Here is a 16,766-nt window from a genome sequence, read left to right on the forward strand (position 1 = left end):
GATCAATCCATTTCCGAAGTCGCAACGCGCAAGACTTCGTCGATCGTGGTTTCACCGGCCAAGACTCGTTGCCAGCCAGACTGGCGCAGAGTACTCATACCTTGTGACGTTGCCACCTGGCGCAGTTCATCTTGGCTGGCCCCTTGAGAGACCAGCCGACGTATCTCGCTGCTGGAACGCAACAGCTCGAAAATGGCCAGGCGTCCGCGGTAACCAGTTTGATTGCAGGCCGAACAGCCCCGCGGTTGATACAAATGAACTTGATTGCGACTGGTTTGCGCCGCAGTCAACAGTTGAATGGGGAAGTCGCCGGGCAGTGATTGACGATCCACGGCTGCCAGTTGATGGCACTGTCCGCAGAGTCGACGAACCAGGCGTTGAGCCAAGACTCCATGGACCGTACTGGATACCAAGAATCGTTCGACACCCATATCGACCAGGCGAGTAAACGCGCCCACCGCATCGTTGGTGTGCAACGTCGATAACACCAGGTGACCAGTCAATGCAGCCTGGATGCAGGCAGTGGCTGTGTCTTGATCGCGAATTTCGCCGATCAGAATGACGTCGGGATCATGGCGCAACACGCTCCGCAGTCCAGAGGCAAAAGTCAAACCGACTTTGGTATGCACCTGAATTTGATTGGTTCCACGCAGAGTGTATTCGATTGGATCCTCAATCGTGACAATCTTTTTGTCTTCGGTATTGATCTGCTGGATCGAAGAATACAGCGTGGTCGTTTTGCCGCTTCCGGTGGGACCGGTGACCAGCAACATGCCGTGTGGCTGTTGAATCAACTGGGACCAACTGGATAACACCTGCTCGGGAATGGCTAAACCGGTCAGCGACAGTTGCATGCGACTCTTGTCGAGTAGACGCATGACAACGCCTTCGCCAAACTGCATCGGAATAACACTAACGCGCACATCCAGATCGCGACCTTGAACTTGAATGCGGAACGCGCCGTCTTGTGCTATGCGCTTTTCAGCAATATTCAAGCGTGACATGATTTTCAATCGACTGACGATAGCCGAGCGGAAGCGATAGAAATCGGCCGGTATCGACTGTCGATGCAGAACGCCATCGACGCGCAAGCGGACGACCAATTGCTGACCTTCAGGTTCTAAGTGAATGTCGCTGGCTTCTTGACGAACTGCTTCGGCCAACAATTCGTTCACTAGCTTGATCACCGAAGCTGTCTCTTCGGCATCCACAACTTGTCCGGTTTCCGACTGGCTGGATGCACTAGGGGCATCGTCACCTGAGAGCAGATCATGGACGGTACCACCACCTACGCCAAAATGTTGACGCAAGATCTTTTCAATTTTGTTGCGATCGCTGAGCACCGGTTCGAGCAGCACGCCGGAGAAGGCGGTGAGTTCTTCCAGCACACCAAAGTTCCGAGGATCGCTGAGGGCGATTTGAATGCGCTGGCCACTGGTCTTCAGGGGCAGCACAGCATGGCGGAACAGAACGGGAGCTGGGAACCGCGATAGCAGCTCTGCATTGGGTTGAAAGAGGTTTAGGTCAACAAACTCCAGCCCCCAATATAGCGCAGCTTCCGCGGAACTGATCGTCAGGTTTTGAGTACCTGTCCAGCTTTTTGATTGGATCGAGCCATCGGGCGAATTCTTCACGGTTGCTTCCCAGCCAGCGAACGAAAGACCTGCCTTCGTATATGAGGACTGGAAAACTTAGATTAGCGGGGACAACTATCGGGTCTGTATCGCCTGTATTTTGCCAATTGCCCAACTTAGCCATGTCAATGATAGTGGCCGCGCGATAGCAGAAAGAGTGTAGGGATTATCCCGACCTTGCCGAATAGACCAGTTGTACGATCAAATCTCACTTTCGTGGGGCCCGCGCCAATTTCCATGATGCGTTTGCTATCACAGTCAAAAGCCATTCCAGCGCCTCGAGCAGAGGTCGGGCTGATTCTATGTGTATGCATGTGCGCACACTGTTTTATAGCCCCTAAAATTTGCCCTGCGCAAACTCCCGCAGTATTGAGTCCGCCAACTCGAACCAACATTAGCCAACCAATTCCTCCCAAATCATCACCCTCCACGCTTGAGGCTCCCAAGCTAACGGTGAGTCAGGTCGCGCAGCCCAAGCCCCCAACTGTCTCGGTGATGTCGCCACCTTCGCAGGCACCCCAATTATCCATCTTGACTCCGCCACAGCCCAGTGCGCATCAGCGCAGTGCGTTGCCTCCGTCTGCGCAGTCCAGCACGGAGAAGTTGGAATTGGATCAGATGGCGCCAGCGATCGCCGCAGTTCGAACTCAACTCGAAATTCTCAGTCCACCACCGCCGACACCGATCCTTCGGGATGCGGATCAATCCAGCAGCGCGTCACGTTCGACCAATCCACCAGCGACGGGTGCGTTGACGTTAGAAGGTCCCAGCGTTTTTGGTTCGAGACCCAGTTTGGTCTCGTCACCGGCATTTGATCCTCGTAGTTTGACCTTTCAAAGACCACTGCCGCCAACGGCAGTAGTGGCACCTCAACCGACCGTTGTCAATCAGTTGACGCCACCCACATTTGCACCAGCTCCCGCTGCACGTGTAGCCACGCTTGCGCCACCCACACGCGCACCTTTGCCAACACCAACCGTTGCACAGCTACCGGCCAGAACAAATGGACTCGTATTTCAAGATCCACCAACCGTTCAAACAATTACTGCGCCCGCAAATCCACGACGCGTGACCACGTTGCAAGTACCCAATACTTCATTCACGCAGCCAGTTGTTCCGCAACAACCCGCGTTTGTGCCGCGGCAAACTGCAGCGCCGACACTGGCTCAAGTGCCAACCGAACAGCCCTTGTCGGCTCCGGCCCTGCCAGAACGTCAAGTGCAAACGCTGCCTGCTCCTCCGCAACTGCCTACAAACCAATTTGGTGCTCAGCCGACTTTCTCGCAAGCGCCTGCCAATACGTTCCCGCCCAATGCCAATGAGCAACCGAACGTTCAACTGACCCCTGGGCAGAACCAACCCTGGTCGACTGCTCAAGCCGGCGATGTTATCGATCCGCCGCTGGTGGGTGTAATCACCGCTCCAAACAATGTGCCCAACAATGTGCCCAACAATGTGACGAGTAATATTACGGGCAATATCGAGATACCTACCAATGGCGCGTATGCCGCTAGCGAACTGGGACAGTCGATCATCACTTCGGAATTGCCCTCTGGTGTGGAACCAGTCTGGCAATTCAACTTTCAGAATGCACCTTGGTCACTCGTGATTCGCAGCTTTGCTAAGCAAAATGGTTTAGCGCTGCAGATGGTGTCGGAACCAACAGGTCAATTTAACTTCGTCGACGAACGTCCCTACGCGGCTTCCGAAGCGCTCGACCTGTTGAACGATTACTTGCTGAACGAAGGTTTCCTGCTGATTCGCAACGGTAATAAACTGACAACCGTCTCGGCCGGTGCCCCGGTGCAAGAAGGCATCGTTCCGTTTGTACCTATGCGCCAGATTGATCTACTAGGTCGCAACGACCTGGCATCGGTGGCTATTCCCATCAAGTCAACCGATGCGCCAATGGTGATGAATGAGATTCAACCGCTATTAAGCCGCGTTGGTCGTGCGCAGGTGGTATCCAATTCAAGTCGCTTGGTCGTCACCGACACAGGTGCTTACTTGCGTCGCGCTCGCGACATCCTGGGCGGCTATGGACTGGCTGCCAGCGATATGCAGACAGTGGTCTTTCACTTAAAGAATACCACTGCCGAAAGCATGGCCGGGACCATCTCGGCACACTTGGGTTCGAATTTTAACGCCGCCAGCGTCACCACCGCTTCCGGTGGCGCAGGTGGTGGCAGCGTTGTTCAAGCATCGGCAGTTTCAGCATCCAGCAGTGGATTGTCATCGACGCGTGTCATTGCCGATCGCGAGACAAATAGCCTGCTCATTAGCGGCACGCCTGCGGAAGTAGCCGAAATTCAAGCCCTGATTTGTCAGCTGGATCAAGCGCGAGCACAGGTGATCCTGCAAGGTCTGATTCTGGAAGTGAACCTCGGGAACGTCCGAGAACTCGGCGCAGAACTAGGGTTGCAAGACAGCGTACTCTTCAATCGCAGTGTCATTGACAACCTGGTCACCTTGCAACAGACGAACACCTCGGCCAACGGTGTACAGACTAGCAATCAGAATGTTGTTTCGCAGACATCAGCACCTGGATTCAACTTCAATAATCAGGCACTAGGCAACAACACCGCGATCAGTCCGAATGTTCTGGGCGCTCAAGGTCTTGGCAACTTGGGAGTCGGCAGGACAAATTCCCAGTTGGGCTTCGGAGGACTCGTCCTGTCGGCCAGCTCCAACAGCGTCAGTCTGTTACTGCGAGCTCTGCAAGCCAACTATGAAGTCGATGTGCTCTCTCGCCCCCAGATTCGAACGGTCGATAACAAAGAAGCCTTCATTCAAATTGGCCAACAGGTTCCGGTTGTCGACGGTGTCAATGTCACCGCGGTCGGCACTGCGAATCCCATCATTCGCCAAGACCAAGCAGGTATCATCCTGAAGATGACGCCCAATGTCAGTCCCGATGGATTGATTCAGATCAAGGTCAGCGCTGAAAAGAGCGCCTTCAAGTTGCAGCCTGGTACCGGTGTGCCCATCTTCACCGATGCCCGCAACGGCACAGTGATCCAAGCCCCGATCAAGGACATTACCACTGCGCAGGCCACCGTCAGTGCGCGAGCCGGTCAGACGATTGTGCTAGGTGGTATGATCACGCGTGATGAAGAGACGATCCAGCGGCGCGTGCCAGGTCTCTCGCGCATACCGTTGATCGGTCGCTTATTCCGCTACGATTACAATAACGTCGCGCGCAAAGAGCTGTTGATCTTCCTGACGCCTCACATCATTGCTGATGACCAAGCCAGCGATGCGTACAAAGACTCTGAAGTCAATCGCATTCACGCTCCACTAGAGCGCGCCGCCGAGATTCATGGCAATCTACTCAGCGGCCCGCCAGAGGGCGGGCCGATCATCGAGCAAGTTATCACTTCTGAGTAACGCAGTACAGATGCTTGCTGGAGCGAATGAACAGCTGATTGTCGCTGATCGCCGGTGAAGCGCTGAAGTCTTCCGTTTGATCGGTCAGTCGATTAACGCTGAGCAGTTGAAAGGCCGACCCGAGTTTCACCACGTAGATGTCGCCACTGCGAGCTACGTAATATAACTTGCCATCGCCGATTACTGGCGATGAGTAGTCTTGTCCGCCCATTCCGCCCATTCCGCCGCCGCCACGACCACCGCGACCCGGGCCTCCTCCACCAGGGCCTCCGCCGCCAGGGCCTCCGCCTCCAGGGCCTCCGCCTCCGGGTCCACCACTCGGTCCTCTCGGTGCAACTTGTCCACCGCCGGCCGCCAGGCGACCTTGATAAACTTCGCTACCGGTTTTGGCGTCTAAGCAGTTGATGACGCGATTAGAAATGAAGTACACACGACCTTCGTAGACCACGGGAGTGCCAATTCGATTGCGACCTTGCCCGCTCCAAACCACATGCGACTTGGTAACATCATCCTTACCGCCGGCTCGAATGGCGAATGAACCGCCACCGCGACCTTCGACTGCGTAGACGATATCGCCATCGGCTACGACGCTCGAGCAATACGAATCGTCTTGCGACGCGTCGCAAAACCAACGTAACTTGCCTGTTTCGGGATTGAGTCCCCAGATTTCATACGGTACGCCCAAGACCAGATCAGTGCGAGATTTGTCAACTTCCACCAAAATCGGCGTGCCCCAAGTACCCACCAGACCATCGGCTTCTTGTTTCCAGACTTGCTCACCAGTTTGTTTGTTAAAGGCTACGATGGAATTGTTTTCCGCCGATGCAGTTACGATAACCAGGTCCTGGTAGAGAATGGGGCTAGAAGCAGTGCCCCAGCCGCGCATGCCTGCGCCTGAACCTACAGACTTGTTCCACAGTTTCTTGCCGTCCAGGTCGAAGGCAAACAAACCTGTCTTGCCGAAGTACACGTACACACTTTGACCATCGCTGACCGGCGTGTGTGAGGCATAACCGTGTTCGGCGAACATGCCGCGATATTCTTCTTCAGGGAAGTAGGGATCGACGACGGTATTCCATAACTGCTGGCTGCTCTGACGATCGTAGCAGAGCAGATGCAGCTTGAGGGCTTTAATATCGCCAGGGTCTTCGCGCGACAAACCGTAACCGCTCCAACAGGTTACCAATACGCGATTGCCGACGATGATCGGCGAGGAAGACCCGGGGCCAGGTAACTCGACCTTCCATTGCAGATTCTCAGTCGCGTTGAATTTCTCCGGCAGGGCCATCGCGCTCGCAGCGATGCCCGAACCATTGGGACCGCGAAAGCGACTCCAATCTTCAGCTCTCAGCTGACATAGCGAGCCGGAAGTTAGTAATGCACAGAGCCATGCGTAACGCCACTTCATGCTTGGATCCTCAATCTGCAATCTGCAATCTGCAATCTGCAATCTTAAATCTTAAATCTTAAATCTGCTTCAGCCTCTTCCGCGGCTGCTGACTTCCGGCTTGCCGATGCCGCCGTGGATGTGACCATCACCTTCGTCAGGCGTCAGGCCAACGATCAGATCAAACTTGGCGGACAGTTCGCCGATCTTCGAATCTTTCAGCGGAGCAAATTCGGCCATGATCAATTCACGCAACTTGGGATCGGTGACATCGCGAATCACACCATCTTTTTCATTTTGCGGATGGCCTTTGATGAGCAGTTGTGTCGTCAATACTCGCTTGCCATTGCGACTGACACCGAAATGAATGTGTGGTGTGCGACCTGGATAGGGAACAGGCTTGACGGTGCGAAAGAAGTAGTTGCCTTGGGTGTCGGTCATGAATCGACCGTAGCCTTGAAAATTCTTGTCCTGCTTCTCACGATTGACGCTACCACTGTGCAGGTACGAGCCATTGTTGTCGACTTGCCAAATTTCCACGAAGGCATTGCGAATAGGTTCGCCTGAGGCCGACAGTACGCGGCCGCTCAAGTAAGTGATCTCACCAACAGCCGGCGTGATCGCATCGTTGACGATCAACAAATCATTGTCGGTATCCAGCGGTAGTTTGTCGGGATAGAAAGGACCTTCGGTTAGTCGCGGAGTCTTGAGCAATTCATCGGCCAGGGCACCGCGCGATAGATATAAGCCTGCTACCAGAGCCAAGCCTTGGGTGAAAAGCCGTCTGGAAACATTGGCAGGCAATACTCCTGCGTGTTGCAATTCCGCGATTTCCAACTCCGCACGCTGCTGGCTGCTCAGAACAGACATGGTCGATTCCTATCGGTGATGAATTAGAGAAGAGGTACAAGGTTGAACACTGGTACTTCAGGAAAGTTTCGTCGTTGACGCGCTGTCCGACGGTCAATTGCCAGTGTACGCGGCCTTCGGGATCGCGTGTTGCCAACCCTAGAGCGTCGCCCACCTGCCTGTTAAGATACGGACCCAAGAACCTCCTCAACAACTGGCCGCGTTGCTCTCAGGATCGAAAAGTGTTAGAAATTCAGCGATTTTCTTTTGGCGTAGGCGATCGTTTTGCTCATCAGGCTGCCGCCCAACTGCGAGCCTTTCAGATGCTGGCCGCCGACGGCATCGATGTCGTGCCGGTGTGGAATAAATCTAATCGCGAGCACAGCTTTATCGGTTCGGAACCGGCCAGCGTGCGTCAAGCGGCCGAGTTGGCCGTCGCGCAGCTGGGTTGGCAGCAGCCCTGGCACGTCGATGCCGATCACATTCGCTTGGAGACGGTCGATCGCTTTATCGCTCCTAGCGATTTCTTCACGATCGATGTAGCCGATAGCATCGGACAAGCCGCCAGCGATGCCGATATCACTGCCTTCATCCAACGTCACGCCAACCTGGTCGGTGACCATTCCCTGCCAGGCAGGCAGCAGCCGATCCTTATCACTGCTCACGATCTGGCATGCACCACCCGCAAATATCTAGCCGCGGTTCAAGAAGCCGCCCAGATCTATCGCTACATCGCCGCTCGCAAAGGAGCGGATAACTTCATTACCGAAGTATCCATGGACGAGACTGACTCGCCCCAAACACCACCCGAACTGTTGATCATTTTGGTCGCCATGGCCGACCAGCAAATCCCGGTTCAAACCATCGCCCCGAAATTCACGGGTCGCTTCAACAAAGGCGTCGACTATGTCGGCAACTTGCAGCAGTTCGAACAAGAGTTTTTGGATGACCTATCTGTCATTGAACACGTGGTAACTCAATACGGATTGCCAAGGTCGCTCAAACTGAGCGTACATTCGGGCAGCGATAAGTTTTCGCTCTACCCGATCATCGGCCGAGCCATTGCGCAGCGATCGGCAGGGCTGCACATTAAGACTGCGGGCACCACTTGGTTGGAAGAATTGATTGGGCTGAGCGAAGCTGGCGGCGATGGACTTGCGTTGGCCAAAGAGATCTATGCTTACGCTCTGGATCATTTGCAGCCACTATGCGCTCCTTACGCTAGCGTGATTGATATCGACCCACATAAATTGCCCACGGCCGCTGAAGTTGACACTTGGGATGGGCCTCGCTTGGCCGCTGCCCTGCGGCACATCCCCACCGATCCTGCCTTCAACGCCCACATGCGCCAACTGTTGCACGTATCGTTCAAAGTTGCGGCCGCAGCCGGCAAACGTTACACCGATTTGCTAAAGGCCAACGCCGATATCGTCGGTGCTGAAGTGACCGAAAACTTGTACGTGCGCCACATGCGTCCCCTGTTTTTAGACAGTTGAACGTACCGCCCGTTTACTCCAGCCAAAGCCTACGATCTTGACAACAATACCGACTAGCAGCCCCACCACCGCTAGCATCTGCGAAAACCATCCTTCAGTGACTCGGAATCTTTGATTGGAATTGCTAATCTTACTAAGTGTTATTCACTCGAATATGATTTGTGCCAACCACTATCCTCGATTCCTGCTTGTGCCCTAATCCCGAATTGGATGTGTCCACGTGCTTATTATGCGCAGTGCAATCACCGTGTCTTTAGTGGCCGAAGCCCGACAGGGTCCGTTTGTGTATCACGCAGGTCTCGATGATGCTTGCCAGCGCGCGGCCGAGATAGGCTTTGATGCTATCGAAATTTTCCCGCCTGATGCAGATGCGTTGGATCCAGCGGCCATTCAAGCGACGCTCGATCGTCACGGCTTGCGTCTGGCCGCGATTGGCACGGGCGCTGGTTGGTTGCGAAAGCAGTTGTCGCTAACGGCCGCCGATCCCGCCGTCCAAGAACAAGCCTGCAATTTCATCGCTAGTATCATCGATGTGGCCGGGTCACTGGGTGTGCCGGCCATCATTGGTTCGATGCAGGGCCGGGCAGCCACTCTCGCCGAGCGACCCGCTTGTTTGGAAACCCTTGGCCAGCATATCAGCCGGCTGGCTGATCGAGCTGGAGACAAGTACGGCGTGCCGCTGTTGATTGAGCCACTCAATCGCTACGAAACCAACTTGCTAAACGAAGTCACTGCGACAGCCAGTTGGCTACAAACGCTACCCACCAAGAATCTGCGGATCTTGGCCGACTTGTTTCATATGAACATCGAAGAAACCGACATGGCCCAGTCAATTCGCACCGCCGGACCACTGATCGGTCATGTACACTTCGCCGACTCCAATCGCAGCGCAGTGGGCATGGGCCATTCACTGCTCGGCCCGGCCATCGCAGCCTTGCGTGAAATCGGTTTTAGCGGTTATCTTTCGGCCGAGATCTTTCCGCGGCCCGATAGCGATCAGGCTGCACGCACCACGCTAGACAGCTTTCGCCAACTCACCGGTACGCTCTCCAAGAGGTCATAACCAACCATGCTGAAAACCAAACTCCTGCATCCAGATATCCTGAGCGTCATTGGCCGCTGCGGTCATCATGCCAAGATTTTAATCGCCGATGGAAACTATCCATCGTCATCGAAGATCGGCCCGCGAGCTGAACTGGTGTGCCTGCAACTGATGCCAGGCGTACCGACTGTGGCTCAGGTACTGGAAGCTATTCTGGATGCGTTGCCGATTGACTTCGTCAATACGATGGGCATCGATCAAACAGACCCGTACGCCAGCGCGGGCGATCCACCGGTGTGGGCCGAGTTTCGACAGATCCTCTCAGCCGCCGGCAGTTCCGTCCAACTCGAACCGATCATCAAGTGGGACTTCTATGACGCAGTCGCTTCCGATGACCATGTGCTCACAATTCAAACCGCCGATCAAGCTCTGTGGGCCAACCTGCTCTTAACCGTGGGCGTTCGCAAACCTTAGTAGCCGCCGCTGCCAAACGCTGGACACACGTAGCCACCGCTGCCAAGCGGTGGACACTCGTAGCCACCGCTGCCAAGCGGTGGATGGTCCAGGCGCGGCGCGTCCACCGTCTGGCGACGGTGGCTACGAAGAGACCACCGTCTGGCGATGGTGGCTACGGACCGTACAGCCAACTAGGCCTGGTCTCGTCAAGCCAACTGGGTTCCGTAATCGCTAGGGCGTCCAGACTAGCCAAGTCAACTTGCCGGTCAACGGCCTGACGCAGTTGATCACTGCCTGCCAGGATATCGATCGGCAGTTTTTCGAGCTCATACTCATACGGCGGCGGTAACCATTGCAGCTGCTCGCCACAAAATTGACGAACAGCGTGCAGCACGTGCAACGTGGTGCGGTACGCTTGAAACATCGATTCGTCGACCACATCCAAGAAAACGCCACGGCAACTTTGACCTTGCCATTTATCGAATGTGGGTCGAAACCTGGTGGGGCGGAAACGCACGCCGGGCAATCCTCGCGCGTTTAATTCATCTGCCAGTTGGCGTTCATCGATAAACGGTGCCCCCACAACTTCGAATGGAATCGTCGTGCCACGACCTTCCGATAGATTGGTACCTTCCAACAGTACTCCGCCGGGATAAACGCAGGCAGTGCGGTAGGTCGGCATATTCGGCGAGGGCAATACCCAGTGCCGACCGCCTTGCGGATAACGATCGGCGCGCTGCCAATTGGTCATGGGTACGATCGTTAACTCAAGATCAATCTGGCGCTGGTCAACAAACCAGCGAGCGCATTCGCCCATTGTCAATCCATGCCGCATGGGCAGCGAGTCCAAGCCCACGAAACTGCGATAGTCGTCGCGCAAACGCTGGCCTTCGTACTGGAGACCACCCAGTGGATTAGGGCGATCGAGCACCACCACTTGTTTGCTGGCTGCTGCGCAGGCCTCCAAGCAATTCAGCATGGTCCAGATGAAGGTATAGACTCGCGTACCCACATCCTGCAAATCGATCAGTAGCACATCGATTTGACTGAGCATCGCGTCGCTGGGCGCCCGCGTCTCGCTGTAGAGACTATAAAGCGGTAACTCGCTACGAGCACTTCCCGGTACGTCTAGCGCGTATAGACCGTGCCCGGTTTCAATCATGTTGGCTTGCTCTTCGCCCCACAGGCCGTGCTGGGGTGAGAACAAACAGGTGAAGTTACCTAAACCATAGACGCGGGCGAGCGCATCGGCCGCATAGCTACCATCGGCCGCTAGCGATGCCTGGTTAAATAACAAACCGAACCTCTGTTGGCTCAACACCATCAGGGGTTCGGTTAAGATGCGGTCTAGGCCGGTGTGCATTTTTGGTCGATCACTCCGCAATCGACACAGCCTTGCTCTGAGGCAAGCTTAGTCCCACCACCATTGAGCAGAAGCGTCGGACTTAACAACTGCGCTCAGCGATGCAGGACGATTCAGCGACGTGCTCTGCCAATTCGACTTGCTGGCCGGTGCGGCTGGTTCCAGTGCCACGCCACCGCTGATAACTGCGACGACGGTGCCATTCTTCAGTCGATCCCAAGCAGTCACGCCTTCGACGCTCTTCGGTGCTTGACGACCGGCAGTGGTTTGCTGGGATCGATAACACAGGTTGGGGAACCACTCGGCCAGCGACTTCTCGCCAGAAGCCTCGATGGAAACTTGCAGGGCTAGGCCGATTTCGAAGATGCCGACCAGGCGAGCATACTCGGATTCGTTCTTGGCCAGTTCACGCATCTTGGCGGTCATTTCAACAGCGAACGCATCGGCCGCTTCATCATTGCCGCCCGTTGCATGACGATCGCCTTGAGCATTGATCCATTGTTGTTCGCTCATCACGGCCACGACGTTCTCTGGCATTTCGAACAAATCATTGCTCGCATTGGCATTGATCGCAGCAGGGTTGTAAGCGAACCACCAGCGAATCAAACTCTGTGCCGGTGCAGCGCCTTTGCGATCGAGATGGTTGAAGTAGGACTTGATCTTGGGAGTCGTTGATTCCAGTCCCAAGCCAACACGCTTCATGTGTTCGTCAGCATCCACCAGAGCCAGTGCGGTCTCCGAGGCAGCATCGATACCGTAAATGTTCACGACGTGCGAACCGACTTTAGCCTTCAGTTGATCAGCGACCATCTGAGGAGTGCGGCCCAAGCGAGCGACAACGGCCGGATCAGCCAGAAACTTTTGGGCTTCCAGGATGCCGAGATTGTTCGGATCCAAGGAACAGCCCAGCGGAGCCGTGTCGCGGTTCATAATGGCAGCCAGCGTACGCAAATCTTCCAGCAGGAAACCATGTTCGTGGTCTTTAGGAGCTGGACCTGCGATCAAGATATCGCGATTCTCTTTGTCGACGGCGATGTATTGAATATGCGAGATGCCGGCCAACTTCAACATCTGAGCATTGGGCTGCAATCCGCGTGCGTTGGTCATGCCCACGGCCGCATCCAGAGCTTTCAGCGAAACGGTTCGCAGTCCGCTACCAGCACGCCACAATTGGCCAGCTCCAGCAGCGAAGCCTGGCAATTGGTCGTTGCGTTCCATCCGCTTCATGTGACCTTTGGCATCCATCCACACACCGTTACGGTATGGGATCATTGTGCTGTTGCCCGTACCACCGAAGTCACGCCATTCATCGGGATCGACGGTTTGGGAGATCAGCATCATTAGCGAACCCCAGTCCTGAAACGCACCACCACCGGCCCCAGGCACGGCACCTGGTCCAGGTGCAGGCTCACTGGCCGGAGCATTGGGTGTCGACTGGCTCGAGCTCTGCGCATGGGCGCTGGAAGCCATCAATGCAATGGCCATGACCATAAGAGCTGGAACAGCAACCAGGCAACGAAGCACTGGATGCACGACGGCTGGCATTCTCATACCAAATTCCTTCAAGGATTTATAAGCCGATTTTGTGCGGCAAGACGAGTCGGAGGGTGCGCAAGCACCTCAAGCGCAGTCTAATTGGACCAAACGCACCCGTCAACTTTTTACGGCCCTCAGTGTCTCCTTTCGCTCCGCGAAAGGCAATCACCCGTCTCCTTTCGCTCTTTGAAAGGCCCTCACGCCAGTCGCTCGACTAGGGGAAGATGTAGCGCATGAAGTTGCGCACTGGCTGGCCGGGAACGTAAGCGGTGGGTTGGCCGATGATGCCTCGCCCCAGCAAAACGTTGTAATTCTCTTGTCCCAGCGAAAACAAAGGTTTGTACCCCGCGTTATCGGGCGAGTACATCTGCGGAGCCAGGTTAGGCGTCAAGGTAGGGGGTACAACGGCGCCGGGTACATACTGAGGCACGCCGGGCTGGCAATATTGTCCCGCCTGGTAACCCGATTGGTAACTGGTCAACTGAGCACCCACGGTGGGTTGAAATTGCGGCAGAGCAGAATTGTTGACGACGGTCTGAGGCTGGGGTTGCGACGCGACGGTCAGCGGCGGTTGAACTTGCGGTGGCAACACGGCTTGTCCGTTCCCCTGCGATACCATGCCTTGTGGACCTGTTTGGTACGAGATCGTTCGCAAGGGAGCGCGATAGGGAACGGTCGCATAGTTGCCAGTCCGCACTGCCGGGCTAATGAATCGCGGATCCTGCGAGACCACGGCTAGTTGACCATTGGGGCCGGGCATTGTGGGCTGCTGTGTCGCATTGCGCAGACTGCCCGGTGGCAAGACCTGGCCTTGATTGTAGGCATTCGGATTGACCTGGCCGTTGAACTGCCCATTAAACTGGTTGCTATTACCAGCCGTGGCGCCATTCTGATAAACGGCCGGCCGATAACCGGGCTGAGTGTTGTTGCCGGACTGGGCATAGTTGCCTGATGGTGCGTTGTTATTGAGCGGCGGTAGCTGCGCAGGATTAATGTCGCGCAAGCCCGTTCCGCCAGCTGGCTGAACTTGCGTAGGTACCATCGCGCCACCTGGATTGGAGAACTGATTGAAACCACCGGGCACAGTAGGTGGTGGCAAGACCGGTGAATCGCTGAGTGACCCAGCCGCCGGTGGCATCACCAGGTTAGGCATGGAGGATCCCAAATCGGGCAGCGGCGCGGGAGCCATCCCGGGCAGTTGTGGCAACTGCGAGTTATCAGGTGCTTGAAAGTTAGCCTGTCGCACTTCGGAATTCGCTGTGTCACTGGGATTCTGGCCACGCACCACTGCGATGCCAGGAGTGGGCGCGACACTTTGCCAACGTCCAAAGTTAAGCTGTGAGGGTGTGGTAGACTGCGCCCAACTTGCGGAGCTCAGCGGCGCAATCAGCGCCAGTGACCAAGCCGCGCAGCGAGATAGCTGAAAAAAAGCACTCTGGCGTGGCTGCGGTCTCATGATTGTGCTCGCACTGGTTTAGAATTCCGGGTGCACCGAATCTTGTATGGAAGCGCACCCATCGCGCGTGCCACACTAGAAGATTCGCGGTACTGCGCCAACGTCAGTTTCACGGCAAAGTTTCATTGCAAAGTTCCAATGCAAAATAGGGAAGCGGGTTTATGATCTTTCGATGTGTGCCTGGCCTGTGTGCATCGGCCATCGCTTGTTTCGGTTGCCTTGTCACTTTTGGGCAAGACAAAAGCGATTCAGGAAAGTCTGGCAGCCCACAAGCGGCAGAACGCCAAGTACAACCTGGTGATAGCCTGGTCATCGAGGGCATACCACCTATTCCATATTCCCTGGTGGATGAAGTACGACGTTATACTGAATCACGCTCGGCCGCGGCGTACAGTTGGCATCCCACGCAGCGCATTATGCTCATCGGCACGCGTTTCGGAAATTCAACCCAGGTCCACCTGCTCAAACGGCCTTTGGGAGCCCGCACACAGTTGACCTTCTTTGATGAACCAGTGGCCAATGCTAGTTTCGATCCTAAGCAAGGTTACTCATTTATCTATGCGAAAGATGTGGGCGGTAATGAATTCTCCCAGCTCTATCGCTTCGATCGCGGTACCTCCAGGTCGACACTCTTGACCGATGGCGGTCGCTCGCAGAATGGTGGCGTGGTTTGGAATCGCAAAGCCGATCGCATTGCATATGCTTCCACCAGTCGCAACGGCGCCGATCGCGATATCTGGACGATCAATCCGGCTCAACCCAAGAGCAATAAACTATTGATCGAACTGTCTGGCGGCGGTTGGCGACCACTCGATTGGTCTGAAGATGATCAGAGCTTGTTGGTGTTGGAGTTCCTCTCGATCAACAAATCCAATCTTCATCTGGTAAGTTCAACGGGCAAGATGGAACAACTCACTCCGGCCGACCAGGCAGTGGCCTACGGCAGTGCTCAATTCAGCCAACAACCTAATGTGTTGTGGATCACTTCCGATCAAGACAGCGAGTTTCAACGACTCGGCAAATACGACATTCAACAAAAACGTTTCACTCCCGTCACCACCAACATTCCTTGGAACGTCGAGAGTTTCGAAGTTTCGCATGACCGTTCGAAAGTGGCTTTCGTTACCAACGAAGCTGGCATCTCCAAACTCTATTTGCTCGATGACAAGAGTGATCAGCCGCAACCCGTTGGCGGCCTGCCACAGGGCGTATTTGCTTTAGGAGATTGGCACAAGAATGGAAAAGATCTCTCGCTCACCGTCAGTTCCGCACAGAGTACTGCTGATGTGTATTCGATCGACGTAACCGATCTGAAGATCACGCCCTGGACGGAAAGCGAACTGGGTGGCCTGGTGGCCAAAGATCTGGCGGAACCGGAGCTCATTCGCTGGAAGAGTTTTGATGGTCTGGAGATCTCCGGATTTCAGTACATGCCACCCGCCAAGTTTTCGGGCAAGCGGCCAGTGATCATCAATATCCACGGCGGTCCCGAGGGCCAATCACGTCCCACGTTCTTGGGGAGGAACAACTACTTTATCAACGAATTGGGCGTGGCCATGATCTATCCAAACGTTCGCGGCAGCGATGGCTACGGCAAAACGTATCTGAAATTGGATAATGGTCTCAAACGTCTAGACTCGGTGAAGGATATCGGTGCGCTGCTGGACCATATCGCCAGCGATTCACGCCTGGATGCTTCGCACATCATGGTGACCGGTGGCAGTTACGGTGGCTACATGACGCTGGCCTGTGCTACTGAGTATAACGATCGACTGGCCTGTGCCCTGGACGTGGTCGGCATCTCGCACTTTGGAACCTTCTTGAAGAACACCGAAAGCTATCGTCGCGATCTGCGCCGCGTCGAGTACGGCGATGAGCGCGAGACTGAGATTGCCAAGTTCTTCGAAGTATCCGCTCCACTCAATTTAGCTCACAAGATTTCCAAACCCCTATTCGTTGTCCAAGGTGGCAACGATCCCCGCGTACCGCTCAGCGAAGCTGAACAGATGGTCGCCAAAGTCAAAAGCGGTGGCGGACCGATCTGGTACTTGATGGCCCGCGACGAAGGCCACGGCTTCCGCAAAAAGAACAACGCCGACTTTCAATTCTACGCCACCATCATGTTCGTCAAAAAACATCTGCTGGCCAACTAACTGTGGC

General features: G+C 55.2%; 11 protein-coding genes. 5 read left to right on the forward strand and 6 right to left on the reverse strand.

Going from position 1 to position 16,766, the window contains the following annotated elements; translation table 11 throughout:
* Positions 1–2 precede the first annotated feature (2 nt).
* Entirely contained in the window at positions 3–1,634 is a 1,632-nt protein-coding gene (locus SH573x_RS23430; protein WP_479350307.1) for a GspE/PulE family protein, read from the reverse strand.
* Positions 1,635–2,252: 618 nt separating this feature from the next.
* Between SH573x_RS23430 and SH573x_RS23435 the strand changes: the two genes are divergently transcribed.
* Positions 2,253–5,021 carry a secretin GspD/PilQ domain-containing protein gene (locus SH573x_RS23435; protein WP_479350308.1) on the forward strand — a complete coding sequence of 923 codons (2,769 nt, stop codon included), beginning with the start codon at positions 2,253–2,255 and terminating at the stop codon, positions 5,019–5,021.
* On the opposite strand, the gene SH573x_RS23440 is transcribed toward SH573x_RS23435, so the two are convergent.
* On the reverse strand, positions 5,008–6,429 hold the full coding sequence (locus SH573x_RS23440; protein ID WP_479350309.1) for an outer membrane protein assembly factor BamB family protein: 1,422 nt from the start codon (positions 6,427–6,429) through the stop codon (positions 5,008–5,010). The genes SH573x_RS23435 and SH573x_RS23440 overlap by 14 nt on opposite strands.
* A 69-nt stretch (positions 6,430–6,498) precedes the next feature.
* Positions 6,499–7,278 carry a dioxygenase family protein gene (locus SH573x_RS23445; protein WP_479350311.1) on the reverse strand — a complete coding sequence of 260 codons (780 nt, stop codon included), beginning with the start codon at positions 7,276–7,278 and terminating at the stop codon, positions 6,499–6,501.
* Positions 7,279–7,499: 221 nt separating this feature from the next.
* On the opposite strand from SH573x_RS23445, the gene SH573x_RS23450 reads away from it, so the two are divergent.
* The 3 genes from SH573x_RS23450 (at position 7,500) to SH573x_RS23460 (ending at position 10,269) form a co-directional block, all read left to right on the forward strand.
* Complete coding sequence (locus SH573x_RS23450; RefSeq protein WP_479350313.1) at positions 7,500–8,753, forward strand: tagaturonate epimerase family protein; 1,254 nt, start codon at positions 7,500–7,502, stop codon at positions 8,751–8,753.
* 229 nt (positions 8,754–8,982) lie between these two features.
* Positions 8,983–9,816: a TIM barrel protein gene (locus SH573x_RS23455; protein ID WP_479350314.1), complete on the forward strand. Its 834-nt coding sequence runs from the start codon at positions 8,983–8,985 to the stop codon at positions 9,814–9,816.
* A 6-nt stretch (positions 9,817–9,822) separates the two neighbouring features.
* Entirely contained in the window at positions 9,823–10,269 is a 447-nt protein-coding gene (locus SH573x_RS23460; RefSeq protein ID WP_479350315.1) for an RbsD/FucU family protein, read from the forward strand.
* 154 nt (positions 10,270–10,423) lie between these two features.
* Here the strand turns inward: SH573x_RS23460 and SH573x_RS23465 are convergent, their stop codons facing one another.
* The 3 genes from SH573x_RS23465 to SH573x_RS23475 form a co-directional block, all read right to left on the reverse strand.
* Positions 10,424–11,614 (reverse strand): exo-beta-N-acetylmuramidase NamZ family protein, encoded by a 1,191-nt coding sequence (locus tag SH573x_RS23465; protein ID WP_479350317.1) that lies wholly within the window; start codon positions 11,612–11,614, stop codon positions 10,424–10,426.
* 48 nt (positions 11,615–11,662) lie between these two features.
* Positions 11,663–13,165, reverse strand: a complete 1,503-nt coding sequence (locus SH573x_RS23470) for a DUF1598 domain-containing protein (protein WP_479350318.1) — start codon at positions 13,163–13,165, stop codon at positions 11,663–11,665.
* 199 nt (positions 13,166–13,364) lie between these two features.
* On the reverse strand, positions 13,365–14,606 hold the full coding sequence (locus SH573x_RS23475; RefSeq protein WP_479350320.1) for a hypothetical protein: 1,242 nt from the start codon (positions 14,604–14,606) through the stop codon (positions 13,365–13,367).
* A gap of 161 nt (positions 14,607–14,767) precedes the next feature.
* Here SH573x_RS23475 and SH573x_RS23480 point away from each other — a divergent pair, with 161 nt between their 5' ends.
* A complete protein-coding gene (locus SH573x_RS23480) occupies positions 14,768–16,759 on the forward strand; it encodes a S9 family peptidase (RefSeq protein ID WP_479350321.1) in 1,992 nt (663 codons plus the stop codon).
* Positions 16,760–16,766: the final 7 nt, after the last annotated feature.

It is taken from the genome of Rania fehmarnensis, from assembly GCF_056494185.1.

Excerpts from the sequence above, each read along its gene's own strand:
- SH573x_RS23470 (WP_479350318.1), bottom strand. The coding sequence starts at position 13,165 with ATGAGAATGCCAGCCGTCGTGCATCCAGTGCTTCGTTGCCTGGTTGCT.
- SH573x_RS23460 (WP_479350315.1), top strand. The coding sequence starts at position 9,823 with ATGCTGAAAACCAAACTCCTGCATCCAGATATCCTGAGCGTCATTGGC.
- SH573x_RS23445 (WP_479350311.1), bottom strand. The coding sequence starts at position 7,278 with ATGTCTGTTCTGAGCAGCCAGCAGCGTGCGGAGTTGGAAATCGCGGAA.
- SH573x_RS23465 (WP_479350317.1), bottom strand. The coding sequence starts at position 11,614 with ATGCACACCGGCCTAGACCGCATCTTAACCGAACCCCTGATGGTGTTG.
- SH573x_RS23475 (WP_479350320.1), bottom strand. The coding sequence starts at position 14,606 with ATGAGACCGCAGCCACGCCAGAGTGCTTTTTTTCAGCTATCTCGCTGC.
- SH573x_RS23440 (WP_479350309.1), bottom strand. The coding sequence starts at position 6,429 with ATGAAGTGGCGTTACGCATGGCTCTGTGCATTACTAACTTCCGGCTCG.
- SH573x_RS23455 (WP_479350314.1), top strand. The coding sequence starts at position 8,983 with ATGCGCAGTGCAATCACCGTGTCTTTAGTGGCCGAAGCCCGACAGGGT.
- SH573x_RS23435 (WP_479350308.1), top strand. The coding sequence starts at position 2,253 with ATGGCGCCAGCGATCGCCGCAGTTCGAACTCAACTCGAAATTCTCAGT.
- SH573x_RS23480 (WP_479350321.1), top strand. The coding sequence starts at position 14,768 with ATGATCTTTCGATGTGTGCCTGGCCTGTGTGCATCGGCCATCGCTTGT.